This is a genomic window from Janthinobacterium woesei (assembly GCF_051380875.1).
In the GTDB taxonomy this organism is placed as follows: domain Bacteria; phylum Pseudomonadota; class Gammaproteobacteria; order Burkholderiales; family Burkholderiaceae_D; genus Janthinobacterium.
The window spans coordinates 206,629-221,219 of sequence record NZ_JBNYXW010000004.1 but is presented as its reverse complement, the minus strand read 5'-3'; the positions used below and the strand labels follow the sequence as shown (position 1 = coordinate 221,219).

The 14,591-nt window shown below is 62.9% G+C and carries 10 protein-coding genes; 4 read left to right on the top strand and 6 right to left on the bottom strand.

Features of this window, described 5'->3' with window-relative positions; translation table 11 throughout:
* Positions 1 to 104: 104 nt before the first annotated feature.
* A complete protein-coding gene (gluQRS, locus tag ACQ4W6_RS05735; protein ID WP_436566218.1) occupies positions 105 to 1,025 on the top strand; it encodes a tRNA glutamyl-Q(34) synthetase GluQRS in 921 nt (306 codons plus the stop codon).
* A 77-nt stretch (positions 1,026 to 1,102) separates the two neighbouring features.
* Here gluQRS and ACQ4W6_RS05730 read toward each other — a convergent pair whose 3' ends face one another.
* Positions 1,103 to 3,334 (bottom strand): TonB-dependent receptor, encoded by a 2,232-nt coding sequence (locus tag ACQ4W6_RS05730; protein WP_436566217.1) that lies wholly within the window; start codon positions 3,332 to 3,334, stop codon positions 1,103 to 1,105.
* A 539-nt stretch (positions 3,335 to 3,873) separates the two neighbouring features.
* On the opposite strand from ACQ4W6_RS05730, the gene ACQ4W6_RS05725 reads away from it, so the two are divergent.
* Positions 3,874 to 6,537 (top strand): hybrid sensor histidine kinase/response regulator, encoded by a 2,664-nt coding sequence (locus ACQ4W6_RS05725; RefSeq protein ID WP_436566216.1) that lies wholly within the window; start codon positions 3,874 to 3,876, stop codon positions 6,535 to 6,537.
* 1 nt (position 6,538) lies between these two features.
* On the top strand, positions 6,539 to 7,423 hold the full coding sequence (bla, locus tag ACQ4W6_RS05720; RefSeq protein WP_436566215.1) for a class A beta-lactamase: 885 nt from the start codon (positions 6,539 to 6,541) through the stop codon (positions 7,421 to 7,423).
* Here the strand turns inward: bla and ACQ4W6_RS05715 are convergent, their stop codons facing one another.
* Both ACQ4W6_RS05715 and ACQ4W6_RS05710 read right to left on the bottom strand, forming a co-directional pair.
* A complete protein-coding gene (locus tag ACQ4W6_RS05715; RefSeq protein ID WP_436566214.1) occupies positions 7,424 to 7,858 on the bottom strand; it encodes a DUF695 domain-containing protein in 435 nt (144 codons plus the stop codon). It lies immediately after the preceding gene.
* Between the two features lie 46 nt (positions 7,859 to 7,904).
* Positions 7,905 to 8,567 carry a hypothetical protein gene (locus ACQ4W6_RS05710; RefSeq protein WP_436566213.1) on the bottom strand — a complete coding sequence of 221 codons (663 nt, stop codon included), beginning with the start codon at positions 8,565 to 8,567 and terminating at the stop codon, positions 7,905 to 7,907.
* Positions 8,568 to 8,884: 317 nt separating this feature from the next.
* Between ACQ4W6_RS05710 and ACQ4W6_RS05705 the strand changes: the two genes are divergently transcribed.
* The gene (locus ACQ4W6_RS05705; protein ID WP_436566212.1) at positions 8,885 to 9,862 is read left to right on the top strand and encodes a nucleoside hydrolase; all 978 of its coding nucleotides are present in this window, start codon (positions 8,885 to 8,887) and stop codon (positions 9,860 to 9,862) included.
* A gap of 14 nt (positions 9,863 to 9,876) precedes the next feature.
* Here the strand turns inward: ACQ4W6_RS05705 and ACQ4W6_RS05700 are convergent, their stop codons facing one another.
* From ACQ4W6_RS05700 to ACQ4W6_RS05690, 3 genes are all read right to left on the bottom strand, one after another.
* The gene (locus tag ACQ4W6_RS05700; protein WP_436566211.1) at positions 9,877 to 11,037 is read right to left on the bottom strand and encodes an esterase-like activity of phytase family protein; all 1,161 of its coding nucleotides are present in this window, start codon (positions 11,035 to 11,037) and stop codon (positions 9,877 to 9,879) included.
* A gap of 116 nt (positions 11,038 to 11,153) precedes the next feature.
* On the bottom strand, positions 11,154 to 12,167 hold the full coding sequence (locus tag ACQ4W6_RS05695; RefSeq protein ID WP_436566210.1) for an extracellular catalytic domain type 1 short-chain-length polyhydroxyalkanoate depolymerase: 1,014 nt from the start codon (positions 12,165 to 12,167) through the stop codon (positions 11,154 to 11,156).
* An 85-nt stretch (positions 12,168 to 12,252) separates the two neighbouring features.
* The gene (locus ACQ4W6_RS05690) at positions 12,253 to 14,454 is read right to left on the bottom strand and encodes a TonB-dependent receptor (protein WP_436566209.1); all 2,202 of its coding nucleotides are present in this window, start codon (positions 14,452 to 14,454) and stop codon (positions 12,253 to 12,255) included.
* Between the last annotated feature and the right edge of the window lie 137 nt (positions 14,455 to 14,591).

Below are 14,591 nucleotides of genomic sequence, written 5' to 3'. Positions count from 1 at the left end.
TGACTTGACCTTCAACCTAAACGATACTTGCCCTTGACTGCCTTAGGACACGCGATCCAGCAACGCAGCACCAGTACATCAGATCCAGTAAAATTTTCATTCGCATGCCCATCACCACCGCCCCCTACATCGGCCGCTTCGCCCCCTCCCCCTCCGGTCCTCTGCACATGGGCTCGCTTGTTGCCGCCATGGCCAGCTATCTCGATGCGAAGGTGCATCTGGGCACGTGGCTGCTGCGCATAGAGGATCTGGACTATGAGCGCAATGTCGAGGGCGCCGATATGGCGATCCTGGCCAGCCTGCAGCGCTGCGGCATGCACTGGGACGGCGAGGCGACTTGGCAGAGCCGGCGGTTGCCGCTGTATGCGGCGGCGCTGAAACAGTTGCAGGACGACGGGCTGGTGTATGCCTGCGGCTGTTCGCGCAAGGAGATCCACGATTCGGTGGTGCGGGCGAACGTGCCCAAGGGCGGTGCCGCCGTGTATCCGGGCACTTGCCGTCACGGCTTGGCGCCGGGCAAGACGGCGCGGGCCTTGCGGCTGCGCGTGCCGCAAGGGGCAGATGCGGCGTATGCTTTTGCCGATTGCTGGCATGGGCCACAGCGGCAGGACCTGGCCAGCGGCGTGGGCGACTTCATCGTGCGGCGCGGCGATGGCTACTGGGCGTATCAGCTGGCCGTGGTGGTCGACGATGGCGCGCAGGGCGTCACGCGGGTGGTGCGCGGGGCCGATTTGCTCGACTCCACGCCGCGCCAACTGTATCTGCAAGATATGCTCGGCTTGCCGCATCCCGGCTTCCTGCACGTGCCGGTCGTCAATAATGACATCGGTGAAAAACTCTCGAAGCAGACGGGTGCGCTCGCCTTCGATACGGGGACGCCAGCCGCCGAGCTGCTGGCGTCGGCCCTGCTGCCAGCGGCACGCTTTCTCGGCCTTGACGTGCGCGCGGACAACACGCAGGCCTTCTGGCGGCAAGCCATTCCCGCCTGGGCGCAACGGCTGGCGCAACTCCCCGAACGGGCATGAAAAAACCCGCCGCAGCGCGAGCCGTCGGCGGGTTGATGCAGGCGCTGGCCGCAAGGGCCGGCGCCTGAACCGGGCAATTAGAAGTTGCCCTTGAACTGCACACCAAATTGACGTGGCTCATTAATGAAGCCCGTGCGGTTGTTGAAGTCGATGGCGCCCGTGATACGCTTGGTGTCGGTGATGTTGCGGCCAAAAGCAGCCACTTCATACTTGCCGGCATCCCAGATGTAGCCCACGCGCAAGCCGCCTTCGAGCATCGGCTTGCCCGTAAATTCGGTCGCTTCATACAAGAAGAAGTTGATCTTGCTGCGGTATGCCCAGTCCGTGAAGACGAAGAACTCGCCGCTTTCCATCGGGATCGAGTAACGGCCGGTGGCGGTCACCGACCACTTTGGCGCTTGCGGCAGCGGGTTGCCGTCGATGATGGCGTTGCCGGCAGAATTTTTCGGATCGGTCACGCTGCAGCGCGTTGGGGCGCAGCTGGCGATCGACAGGCTCGGGTCCTTGATTTCCGTAAAGTTGTAGCTGCCGCCCAGCGACATCTTCAGGCTAGGCGTAACAAAACCTTCCAATTCCAGCTCGGCGCCGCGGCCATTCGTCTTGGCTGCATTGATCAAACGCGTGATGTTCGAGGTGCCGCCAACGACCGTCAGCTGCTGGTTCTTCACCTGGTAGTCATACACGCTGAACGCCACGCGGGCGCGGCGGTTGAACAGGTCGGCCTTGATACCCGCTTCGTACGAGGTGATGGTTTCCGCATCGGCCACGGTGACCGGCACCTTGTCGCTGGCCGGGGCGATACTTGGCGCACGGAAACCGGTGGCGATACGGCCGTAGAAGTTCACGTCCTTATTGTACTTGTAGGTACCGCTCAAGTCCCAGTTGACCTTGGCCTTGCTGACATCGGCGCTGCTCGGATCGGCTTGCTTAATGTTGTAGACCTCGACCGTATTGAAATCCTTCTTGTCCTTGGTGTAGCGCAAGCCGGCGCGCAGCATGAAGTCATCGTTGACGGCGTAGTTGACGGAACCGAAGGTGGCCCAGGCCGTGTTCTTCTGGCGGCTGGCCAGGTGCGATGCCAGCACGTGCGTGTCGGTAGTATAGGTGTCGGAGAAACCGTTGGCGTCTTCGTTGAAGTAATACACGCCTGCCTGCCAGTTCAGCGGGCCGGCATTTTTCGATTCGGCGCGGAATTCCTGCGAGTATTGTTTCACGCTGGTGATACCGCCGGCCGTTTCAACCTGGAAAGGAAGGAAGCCAGGACCCGTCGGCGTACCGCCATCGATGTCGCCGTGCGAGACATAGCTGCCCACGTGTTCGAAGCCGGTGATCGAATACAGCTTGACGCCGTCCAGGTCCCAGCTCAGGCGGGCGCTGGCGCCGTTGGTGCGCAGCTGCTGGAAGTTCGGCGCATTGGTGAACGACTTGGTCGGGTCGAAGCCGTCGACGATGTCGTTCGTGCCTTGCTTGATCATGTTGGCGTAGAAAACGCGCGCGCTGCCGGTGGTGTTGCGCTGGTGCACATTGAACAGGGCGTTGAACGTGGTGTTCGGTGCGTACAGCAGCTGCACGCGCTCGGCGTGTTCGTTGTAGCCGTCCAGCGCGTCTTTCTTGCCCGTGAAGGTGTTGTCGACGTAATCGTCGCGGTGCTGGCGCAGGGTCGAGACGCGCATCGCCCATTCCTTGCTCAGCGGCACGTTGACGGCGCCGTCAAAGTTGCTGGTGTTATGCGTGGCGGTGGAAACGTTGTAATAGCCTTCGACCTTGTCCAGATTCGGCTTGACCGATTCGAACTTCACCACGCCAGCCGGCGTATTGCGGCCGAACAAAGTGCCTTGCGGGCCGCGCAGTACTTCCACGCCAGCCACGTCAAAAATCGGATAACCCTTCAGGATCGGGTTTTCCTGCACCACGTCATCGTAAATCAGGGAAACAGGTTGCGATGCAAAGATGTTGAAGTCGGTGTTGCCGTAGCCGCGGATGTAGAAGCGGGGGAAGGTGCGGCCGTTCGACGATTCCACGTTCAGGCTCGGCACCTTGCCGGCCAGCATGCGGATATCTTGTCCGCCCGATACCAGCACGTCGAGCTTCTCGTCGCGCAGCAGCGAAACAGAGACGGGCACGTCGCGGATATTTTCCTTGCGGCGCTGCGCCGTGACGGTCACGGTTTCCAGTTGGCTGGCGGCAGGTGCCGTGTCAGCAGCGACCTCATCTGCATAAGCCGAACCGATAGGCAGGGCAGCGGACAGTGCCAGCATAGCAGCGCTTTTGGCGCACAAACGCTTGTGCATCTTGGACATCTTGATCATGTTATTTCCCAGAAGTTTTAAAAAAAGAATTGCGAAATCTGTCTTTCTTGCAACCTGTCTCCGGAATTTTTTACGGCGCTGGACGTTCGCCGCACCATCATGGTGCGGCAGCGCGAGCGGATGTCTCCCCGCTCTCGGCGTCACTGGCTCTGCCCTGGCTGTCATGCAAGTTGACAGCAGTTCTGGCCGCATCTCTGGGATGTCTGATGAACACCAACTTTTCAGTAAGGCGCCAATTTAATTCACGCGGCTAATGCGCTGCAAGAATATTGTTATGTAAAATATTCATTCACCAACATAAAAGGCGCACTAGTGGTTATTCAGCCACACTGCGGGCAATATCTCGCTGTTTCCCCCCATTTCTGACGCTGGCGCCAGCGTTTTGGCAAAGCGGCGACAATGCGCCATCCGTGCCCTGAAAGACATGTCAGAACTGGCAATTGACTGTAATATCGCCGTACATGACCATGCCGTGCTGCCACATTGCGGTGCAGCGGCGGCGGGGCACTGCACCACTTTATCCATGACGTAGCCTACCCATGCCAGAACCCAGCCAGCACAGCCACGCCGCCCCTGCCTCCCCTGCCCAGGCGGCACATCTGCTGCTGGGCGCGCATTGCGACATCGTCTGGAGCACGACAACCTTTGGCCAGTTTGACGCCGACCAGCCTTCCTGGCGCGCCTTCACGGGCCAGAGCGAAACCGAGCTCATGGGACGGGGCTGGATCAATGCGCTGCACCCGGATGACCGCAAGGTGCCCGACGTCATGCCGACGCAGCTCACTGGCGTAGTCGAGACGCAGTACCGGCTGCGCCACGTCAGCGGCGCCTACCGCAACGTCATCGTGCGCATGCTGGCCGTGCGTGCGCCCGACGGCAGCGTCCTTGAATGGCTCGGTTCGCATTGCGACGTGACGCAGCAGCGCCAGACGGAACAGCGGCTGCGCCTGGCCATGCAGGGCGGCCGCATGGGCACCTGGGAAATCGACCTGGGCAGCGGCAGCATGACGTGCTCCGATGCCTTCATGGCCAATCTCGGTTTCCCGCCAGCGGCCAACATCGATTACACACAACTGACGGGCCGCATGCTCGACGGCGACCTGCAGCAGTGGCAAGCGGTCGTGCACGCGGCGATTGCCAGCGCCGGCGACTTTGAAATCGAGATCCGCGTGCGCTGGGCCGACGGCTCGTTGCACTGGGCGCACATGCGCGGCGCCTGCGTCAGCGATGGCGCCGGCAAGGTCATCGCGCTGTCGGGCATTTCGCTCGATCTGACGGCCAGCAAGCACCATGAAGTCAGCTTGCGCCAGACCCTGGCCGCTGGCGAAGTGGCCACCTGGAACTGGGACATCGTCGCCGACCGCGTCACGGCCGACAGCAACATGGCGCGCCTGTTTTCCATCGACGCCAGCGCGGTGGCGCCACTGGCGCGCTATCTGGAGATCATCCATCCCGATGACCGTGCCCGGGTGCACGCACACATCACGCAGGCAATGGCCGAACACAGTCCGTTCGAAGCCAGCTACCGCGTCTGCGCCAGCGATGGCCAGTACCGCTCGGTCATCGCGCGGGGCCGCGTGGAATACGCCGCAGACGGCACGCCCTTGCAATTTCCCGGCGTCATCCTCGACATCACGCGCCAGAAACAGGTGGAAGACGCGCTGCGCAGCAGCGAGGAGCGCTACCGCGCCCTGATCGACTTGATGGACCAGGCTTTTTGCGTCATCGAAATGCTGTACGACGAGCAGGGCCAGCCCGTCGATTTCCGCTATCTGGAAGGCAACCCTGCCTTCGTCAAGCAATCGGGGCTGGACAACGCCATCGGCAAGACCATCCGCAGCATCGTGCCCGACCACGACCAGCACTGGTTCGACCTGTACGACCAGGTCTTGAAAAGTGGCGAGCCCGTGCGCTATGAAAACGAAGCGGTGGCGATGGAACGCTGGTTCGAAGTGTTTGCCGCGCGCCTGGGCGGCCCGGGCAGCCGCCTGCTGACGGTGCTGTTCAGCGACATCAGCGAACGCAAGCGATCAGAAAACCAGTTGCGCCAGCTGGCCGACAACCTGTCCGAAATGGACCGGCGCAAGACGGAATTCCTGGCCACCCTGGCGCACGAACTGCGCAACCCGCTCGCGCCGATCCGCAATGGCCTGCAAATCATGCGCCTGGCCGCCGACAAGCCCGCCACCGTGGCGCGCGTGCGCGACGTGATGGAACGGCAAGTCAATCAAATGGTGCACCTGGTCAATGATTTGCTGGACGTGGCCCGCATCACGCGCGGGCAGATCGAGCTCAAGCTGGAGCGGGCGGACTTGAAAACCATCATCGCCGGGGCGCTGGAAACGAGCATGCCGCTGATCGAGGCCAGCCGCCACCAGTTGCAGGTGGAACTCGATGAGCAGGCGCTGCCGCTCATCGCCGACCCCACGCGCTTGGCGCAAGTGCTGGGCAATCTGCTCAACAATGCTGCCAAGTACACGCCAGCGGGTGGCCACATTACCTTGCGCGCTGTGCGCGATGGCAAGGAAGCGCTGATCGAAGTGCAAGACAGCGGCGTGGGCATTCCCGCCGAATCGCTGGCCAGCGTCTTCGACATGTTCACCCAGGTGGGGCAAAACATGGGCCGCGCGCAGGGCGGACTGGGCATTGGCCTGTCGCTGGTGCGGCGCCTGGCGGAGTTGCATGGTGGCAACGCCACGGCAGCCAGCCCTGGCGTCGGCCTGGGCAGTACCTTCACGGTGCGCCTGCCGCTGCTGGCGGCGGCGCCAGCGGCCCCGGCCACGCTGGCTACGCCGGCCATTCCCACCAACAGCCGGCATTTCCGCGTGCTGGTGGTCGATGACAATGTCGATGCGGCCGATACCCTGGCAGCCGTGCTCGAGATGATGGGCCATGCCACGCAAGTGGCGCACGATGGCGCGCACGCGCTGGCGATGGCGCCGCAATTCTTGCCTGATGTCATCTTCCTCGATATCGGCCTGCCTGGCATGAGCGGCTACGAGGTGGCGCGCGCGCTGCGCCAGACACCTGCCGGCGCCAAAGTCGTGCTCGTCGCATTGACGGGCTGGGGCGCCGAAAACGACCGCAGCCAGTCGAGCGCGGCCGGTTTCGACCACCATTTGACCAAGCCGGCCAACCTGCACGCCATCGGCGAACTGCTGGCCGCCCTTTCCACCGCCCCTACGCACAACGACCATGACTGATATGCCGCATTCCTCCCGCCGCCGCACCCTGCTCGCTACCGGCGCCGCCCTGCTGTGCCCGTCGCCCTTGCTGTTCGCCGCGCCTGCCGTCTCCATCAGCAGCGCCGCAACGCAACTGGCGGCGCTGGAACAGGCCGCAGGCGGGCGCCTCGGCGTTGCCGCCTGGCGCACCGACAACAGTGCGCGCATCGGCCACCGCGCCGACGAGCGCTTCCCCCTGTGCAGCACCTTCAAGGCCATGCTGGCGGCCGCCGTGCTGGCCCGCAGCGCCAGCGAACCGGGCTTGCTGGAACAGCGCGTGCGCTACACGCAAAAAGAACTGGTGACGTATTCGCCGCTGACGGAAAAACATGTGGCTGACGGCATGAGCGTGGCCGAGCTGTGCGCCGCCACCTTGCAATACAGCGACAATAGCGCAGCCAATTTCCTGATGAAAATATTGGGCGGACCGCAAGCGGTGACGGCGTTTGCGCGCAGCATCGGCAATACGCTGTTCCAGCTGGAACGCTGGGAAACGGAACTCAATAGCGCGATCCCGGGCGAGGCGCGTGACACGGCCAGCCCTGCGTCGATGGCGCACAGCTTGCAACAATTATTACTGGAAAATAGTTTGCCAGCGCCGCAGCGCCAGCAGCTCGATACCTGGATGCGCGGCAACACGACGGGCGACAAGCGCATCCGCGCCGGCGTGCCAGCCGGCTGGAGCGTGGCCGACAAGACCGGTTCGGGTGCCTATGGCAGCGTCAACGACATCGGCGTCGCCTTCCCGGCCACTGGCGCGCCGCTGGTGATCGCCGTGTACTACACGCGCGAGCAAAAAAACGCGGACACGAACCAGGACATCATCACCGCCGCCACGCGCATCGTGGTGGCCGCACTGGCGTAATTATTTTGGCAAGGCAGCCATGAAACCGGCGTACGTCGACCAGGCGGGGTCGGCTGCGCTGCGAATTTCAATCGGGAATTTCGGGCGCGGCGCCAGGGCCGTATTCAGGCGATTGAAAAACTCTTCGCCCGACTGCGTGTAATAAATCCACTCGCGCAAGTTTTCGCCGGTGGAGACCAGCGCCAGGGTGGCAAAGCCCGCCTCTTCGACTATCGGCGCCAGCGCCGCTTCCAGCTCTTCCATATGCTCGCGCTCGTCCGGAGCCGGCATGCCCGTCTCGTCCTCGTAGCGCCAGGCGATGATGATGCGGTCCGGCTGCGACGACAGGTCCCAGTCATCATGGAAGGCATCGGCATACCGGTAGATGATGGCCATCTCATCGCTATGCGTGACGATGGTGCCCCAGCTGCGGGCGGAAGTGGAATTTTGGTTCATGGTTGCAACAGTCAAAAAGTAAATATCGAAAACAGAGGGGCGCAGCTTACAGCACTGGCGGGCAAGTCACATTCCAGGCGTCATACTGGGCGCCGCTCTTGCGCAGCCAGACGCGCGCATAGCTGTCGCGGTCGCTCTTGAACACCAGCGCATAGCGCTCCTCGGTGCGGGGCGTGGCAGCGCCCACATCGACGGCTGCCAGCGCAAAATTGAGCGCGCGCAGCGGTGCGCATGCCGTATTGCCCGCCATTAATAACCGCGCCCGGGCCAACAGCGGCTTCTGGTACAGCAATACGTCTTCCAGCTGCGTATCGGGAATGCGCTGCAGCATGCGCACGGGTTCAGCCACCGGGCGGCAAGTGCCACGGTCGAGCCAGGCGAAATACTCCATGCCCGCTTCCTGCCAGCGCGCCTGTTTGCCGGAACCCTGCAACACGAACTTGGTGCGCTGCGTGCGGCACAGTGCGCCATGGCCGCGATACGGCGGCGCTTCCACGCTGCCCACCACCTCGCGGCCACGGCCACCCACCACCGGCACGCTGTCGAACACGGTGCGGGCGGCCGCCTCGCCCGGGTATTGCTGCGCATAAAATGCCAGCAAGGACGCGCGCTGCTGCGCATCCACCGCCCCCCCATCGGCGGCGCCGGCAGAGAGACACACGGCCGCCACCGCAAACAGCGCCACCGGGCGCACGAAACATCCTGGCATGTCATTCCTTTAATCGCAGTTCAAGAGCGGATATCGCCCAAGCGCAGATTATATAGTTACCCGGAAATAGCGGGAGGACGCGGCGTCAGGAGGTGCGCACGTTGGCGGCAACTTGATATTTAGTAAGAACCCGCCATGGTATTCAATACTTCCATCAACATTTGCCGCTTGGCCAGCAAGGCGGCATCGAACGCCGTCCGTTGCAGCAGGCGCAAGCCAACATGACGGCTTTCCCAAGTGGCCGATGCCGGCATTGTACTGATGCGGCGCGTGCGCCTGCTAAAATCGCCGCGCCTCTCACTTACTTCAGGTCTGCCATGTCACTCTGCCGTTCCCTGCTGCGCCGCGCCGCGCTGTCGTCCATCCTGCTGCTCACCGCCCTGCCCGCCAGCTTCGCCAGTGCCACGCCCGTGCACAAGATCATCGTCGACATGGATATCGGCGACGATATCGACGACGCCTTTGCCCTGGCGCTGCTGCTGCAAAGCCCCGAGATCGAAATCGTCGGCATCACCACCGACTGGGGCGACACGGCCCTGCGCACCCGCCTGCTCGAACGCCTGCTGCGCGAAACGGGCCACGCCGGCATTCCCGTCGCGCAAGGCATCGCCACGCCCAACCCCACGCCCTTCACGCAGGCGCGCTATGCGCAGCGTGGCGCCGTGCCTGCGCAGGCGCCGCAAGACGCCATCGACTTTATCTTGCGCGAGATCAAACGCCAGCCTGGCCAGATCACTATCCTGGCATTGGGGCCACTGACGAATATCGGTGCCGTCATCGCGCGCGATGCGGCCACGTTCGGCACGGTCAAACAGGTGGTGATGATGGGCGGCGCCGTGCGCGCCGGCTACCGCAAGTCGCAGTACGTGCCCGTGCGCCCGGCCGACAAGGAATACAATATCGCCTCCGATATCAAGGGTGCGCAGGCGCTGTTCGCCTCAGGCGTGCCCATCGTCATGATGCCGCTCGACTCGACGCAGATACGCCTCGATGAAGTCGAGCGCAACGCCATCTTCGGCCACGGTTCGCCGCTGACGGACGCCGTCACATTGCTGTATCACCAGTGGATTGATACGTATCAACCGTGGTCCAGCAACATGCCGTCGCTGTTCGACGTGGTGCCCGTCACGTATTTGATCGACCCGGCCAGCTGCCCCACCACGCCGCTGCGCATTGCCGTCACGGACGACGGTTTTACGCGCGAAGTGGCGGGCAAAGCCAACGCCCAGGTGTGCCTGGCGTCGGACCAGCCGCGTTTTTTCAATGTCTTCATGCAGCGCCTGCTGGCACGGTAAATCTGGCACGGCAACTACTTGGGCAGGACTTCGAAGACGAGGAACTGCGTCACCTGTATCTTGTCGTGGAAATTGTCGTCCGACACCATCACCAGGCTGGCATGGCCGTTTGCCAACGTCGGTCCCCAGCTGATGCCTTCGATATTGTCCAGGCGCGGCAAGTTCAGCGTATTCATGTCCAGCACCAGGCGCTTGCTGGCGACCGTGTAGCTGGCGCCTTCCAGCGCGGCCACGTCCTTGACGTCTGTGGCGCCGCGCACATCCATCTCGAAGAGGCGCACGAATTCGTGGAACACGCCTTGCGCGTCTTGCACGCCGGCACGCTCGATCACCAGCAAGCGGTGTTCGTCGATGGCGAGAATTTCCGAGATGCCATTTTCAGCGAAGCGCGTGGGGCCGGCGATGGAGGCCACCTTTTCCAGCGGATACACATATTGCGCCAGCACCTGGCCATCGCGGCCGAAGCGCGTGATGCGGTTATGCGCGCCGGACACGAAATCGGCCACCGGGCCATCCTGCAGCAACGGCGCCTCGATGGCCACCCACAGCGACTGGCCATCGGCCGCAAAACTCAATCCTTCGAAACCCAGATTGTCGCGCACGCCCGAGGGTTTTCCTTGCGCAACTGCGCCCGGCGCCGGCATGGCAAACATGGGCGGCAGCGGCAAGGTGCCGATCAGGCTGCCATCGGCGCGCGCATGGCGGATGAACGGCTGGGCGCCCAGCTTGCGGTCGCCCTCGCTCGTGTACCAGATGCTGCCACCGTGCGGGTCGAGGCGGATGCTTTCGATGTCGGGCACTTCGCCGCCCTGCGCGCGCCAGGCTGGCAAATTGGGATAGCTGCTGCCGTCCGCCTGTTTGTAGAAATGCACGCCGGTCATTTCCACGGGGGCAACGTGTTGCGCGTCATAGCGCAGCTTTGCCGTATAGAAGCGCGCCGGATTGATGGCCGAGCGGTCGTCGCTGGTCATGACCCAGCCATCGGTTTTGGCATCGTAATCGATGCCGGACAGGCCGCCGATGGCCGTGCCCTGGTAAGCCTGTTTCCAGGCGATGCGCTGTTCGCCGATCAGGCGCAAGCTCATGCCCGCCTCAGGCGTGGCGGGCAACTGGGCACAGGCGGCCAGCAGGCAGGCGATGGCCAGTGGGATGATGCGGCGCAAGGTAGCGGCCATGGTTTCCTCGTCAGTATGCGGCGGGACACCATGTCGCCGCGCGATGCGTCGACATTCTGCAGGGCAAGGGCGGCACGGTCAAGCCGCCGTCCCTGCCCGCCCCATTTTCTAGCGTCTCAGCGCTGGTAATGCTTGAAGAAATTCCAGCTGATCACGGTAGCATCGGGCCCCAGTTCATCGCTGAATGGCCAGCCCGGAGGGCCGCCACTCCAGGCATGGTTCATGCCTTCGACCGTGTATTTTTGCGCGATGACGGCGCCGTTATGCAAATAGGTGTCGATGGAGTAGCTGCGGCCGTACGGCACCGTCTGGCGCACGACGCTGTCGGCACGGTAGCGCACGCTGTCATTGTCGAGGCCATCGTCGCCATAATCGCTGGTCTGCAGGAATTGCTCGATGGTCTGTTCGCCATTGACGGGGTTGACGACGATGTCGGACGTGCCGTGGAATACCATCGCCGGCATCAAGCGGCGTGGCGAACCCGAGCAGCGCCAGGCATCCTTGCCGCGCACTTTCGGATCGAAGGAACTGCCGTTGAACAGCGAGTCGGCGGCTGTCACCATGCCGATGGCGCCCTTGTACATGCCGCCCGAATGCACCATCACGGCGGCGAACACATCGGAGTAACAGGCGGCCATGGTCGATGCCATGGCGCCACCGGCCGAGATGCCCGTGACATACACCCGGCTATCGTCGACCGCATATTTATTCTTGACCTTGTTCAGGATGCCCATCAGCATGGCCGGCTCGCCCGTGCCCCGCTCCTGGTTCAGCGGCAACATGAAATTCCAGCAGCGCATGGGGTTGGCAGTGGCATTCTGGCGCGGATAGACGACGATGAAGTTTTCACTGTCGGCTAGCGCGTTGTAGCGGCTGACGGCAGCCATGCTGTTGGGCTCGGAACCACAGCCATGCAGCATCAGTACCACGGGCAGCGGCGTGTTGGCGTTGTAATTGCTCGGCAGCCAGACCTGGTATTCGCGCGAACCCCACAGGCTCGCATACAGGCCGAAGTCCCATTGCCCGGCGGCGGCCGGCAGCGCTGCCAGCAAGCCGCAGGCGGCGATGAGTACAGATAAATAGTGACGCAACAACTGACGCAAACTCGGACGGAAATTCGGATATGCCATGCCAGTCTCCATGATTGTTATTGACGACGAAAACAGCGACAACGAACCGGCTTGACGCAGATCAAGCCGGCCCTTCTACAACACCTTAAAATTTGTAGCCTGCCTTGGCGATGATCTGGCGCGGCGGACCATAGAAACCGTCGAGGATGAACAGCGCAGGAATGTTGTAGCCATCCGTGCGGTAGCGTTTGTTGCCCAGGTTGCTGCCATGCAGGCTGAAGGTCCAGTTCTTTGGCGCTTCCCAGACGATGCCGGCCGTCCAGATGCTGTAGCCGCCCTGCGCCAGCACTTCGCTCAAGTCCGTGGTCGGATAGACCTTGCTGCGATAGCCATAGCCGACCATGCTGCGCAGCGCGCCGCCGAACACGTCGCGGTCCGTGCGCGTCAGGTTCAAGCCCACTTGCCGGGCTGGCGTGTTGCTGAACTTTTGCGTATCCGCAATATTCTTGCCGCCGCTCATGAATTCGTCATAGCTGGCATTGAGCAAGGCGAGGAAACCGTTGACTTCCCACTGGCGGTTCGGCCGCCACGAGAATTCAAACTCGGCCCCTTTGACGGTGGCCTTGCCCGCATTCGTGAAGTCGCCGTAGAAGCCTGGCAAGCCGCCCGGCTGCACGTAACTGGTGAACACCGACAACTGGATATCCTTGTAGCGGTTGTAGAACAGGGCCACGTTGACGTCGAAGGTATCGTCCGGCGCCGCGTACTTCATGCCCACTTCCAGCGCGTCGAGTGTTTCATCCTTGTAGGGCCGCGCGGAATCGGGCACCACCAGGTTGTTGGCGCGCACGTTGTAGCCGCCCGACTTGAAGCCGCGCGACACATTGCTGTAGAAATTCGTCGTCTTCGACGCTTCATAGCGCACGGAGAGTTTCGGCGAGGTATTGCTGACCGACAAGGATTTGTCGAAGTCGGCCGCCGTCTGGATCGGGCGCGTAAAGCCGGCGTCGGCAAAGGCGCGGTTGAGCACGATGGCGCGCTTTTCTTCGCGCGTGTGGCGCAGGCCCGCATTGATGCTCCACGCCTTGCCCAGCGGCCAGGTCCAGTCCGTGTACAGCGCCGTGCTGTCCGTCTCCACCGTGCTGACGGCGGCCTGGAACTGGCGTCCCAGGAAATTGTTGTAGATGCCGCCGCCCGCCATGCCTTCGAAGCGGTACAGGCCGATCACGCCGGCGCCATAGTCGCCACCGTACGACGCTTGCAGTTCCAGGCTTTTCTGCTCGTCGCGCGAGTCGCCAAAGACGTCGGCAATCGGTTGCGGCAAGCCGTCGAAGTCGATGGTTTGTTCGGACCTGCTGCGCCGCTTGGCGCCGATCACTTTCACCGACCAGGCGTCCGACAGCGTGTAATTGGCCACCAGTGAACCGCCCCGGTTGTGCGTGAAGTTGTTGCCCGGCATGCCGCTCTGGATGTCATACGCATCCGTGCTCGGTGGCCGCTTGAGTGGATCAAAAGCGCTCACGCCCATGCGCTGGAAGCCACGTACGCCCGATTTGTCATCGGTGGCGTCCAGGCTTAGCACGACGGTCAGAGCAATGTCCTGCGGAAAGTAACCGACGGAGAGGCGCGCCGCCGTGCTGTCCTGGTCGCTGACCTGTTCGCCATTGTAGGTATTGCGGCCGAAACCATCGCGGTCCAGCTTGGCGGCAGCGAGGCGCGCGCGCCAGGTGCCGCTCTCGTTGGCCACATTGAAGGCGGCCTTGAAGTTGCGCTGGTTGTAGTTGCCCAGTCCCACTTCCGCCGAGCCGCCGTTTTCCTTGGCCAGCGGGCGCGAAATGTACTTGATGGCGCCGCCGATGGTGTTCTTGCCATACAAGGTGCCTTGCGGGCCGCGCAGTACTTCGATGCGCTGCACATCGAACACGTCGAGCAGGGCGCCTTGCGGGCGGGCCATGTAGACGTCGTCAAAATAAATCCCCACGCCCGGATCGACGCCCCAGACGGGGTCGGCCTGGCCGACGCCGCGGATGAACGCCGTCAGGGTGGTGTTCGTGCCGCGCGCGGCGTACACGGTCAGGTTCGGCACGCGTTCCTGCAAGTCGGCCAGGTTCTGGATATTTGCCCGTTCCAAAGCCTTGGCGGAAAACGCCGTGACGGCCAGCGGCACGTCCTGCAGTCGTTCTTCGCGGCGGCGGGCGGAAACGGTGACGGTTTCCATGCGTTCCTTGGCCTCGCTGGCTTCCTGGGCGCTGGCAGCGCTGGTACTGGTGGCCAGGCTGGCCTCCTGCGCATGGGCCTGGGTGGCAAAGGCACCGGCAACGGCGAGTGCGGCGGGCAATAATTTCATAGCAAGTTTCATAGCGTCTCCAATGTCAGGCTTGCTTGCCACCAGGGAAGACGACCGGATGCCAGGATCGCAAGACGTCACGGTACCCGCGCGCGTATAGCGAGCACCTGCCCTGCAACGACTGTTTCCGGCCTTCG

Coding starts and splice junctions, on each gene's coding strand:
- ACQ4W6_RS05700 (WP_436566211.1), bottom strand. CDS start 11,037: ATGGCCGCTACCTTGCGCCGCATCATCCCACTGGCCATCGCCTGCCTG.
- ACQ4W6_RS05690 (WP_436566209.1), bottom strand. CDS start 14,454: ATGAAATTATTGCCCGCCGCACTCGCCGTTGCCGGTGCCTTTGCCACC.
- ACQ4W6_RS05730 (WP_436566217.1), bottom strand. CDS start 3,334: ATGATCAAGATGTCCAAGATGCACAAGCGTTTGTGCGCCAAAAGCGCT.
- ACQ4W6_RS05710 (WP_436566213.1), bottom strand. CDS start 8,567: ATGCCAGGATGTTTCGTGCGCCCGGTGGCGCTGTTTGCGGTGGCGGCC.
- ACQ4W6_RS05725 (WP_436566216.1), top strand. CDS start 3,874: ATGCCAGAACCCAGCCAGCACAGCCACGCCGCCCCTGCCTCCCCTGCC.
- ACQ4W6_RS05705 (WP_436566212.1), top strand. CDS start 8,885: ATGTCACTCTGCCGTTCCCTGCTGCGCCGCGCCGCGCTGTCGTCCATC.
- gluQRS (WP_436566218.1), top strand. CDS start 105: ATGCCCATCACCACCGCCCCCTACATCGGCCGCTTCGCCCCCTCCCCC.
- ACQ4W6_RS05715 (WP_436566214.1), bottom strand. CDS start 7,858: ATGAACCAAAATTCCACTTCCGCCCGCAGCTGGGGCACCATCGTCACG.
- ACQ4W6_RS05695 (WP_436566210.1), bottom strand. CDS start 12,167: ATGGCATATCCGAATTTCCGTCCGAGTTTGCGTCAGTTGTTGCGTCAC.
- bla (WP_436566215.1), top strand. CDS start 6,539: ATGCCGCATTCCTCCCGCCGCCGCACCCTGCTCGCTACCGGCGCCGCC.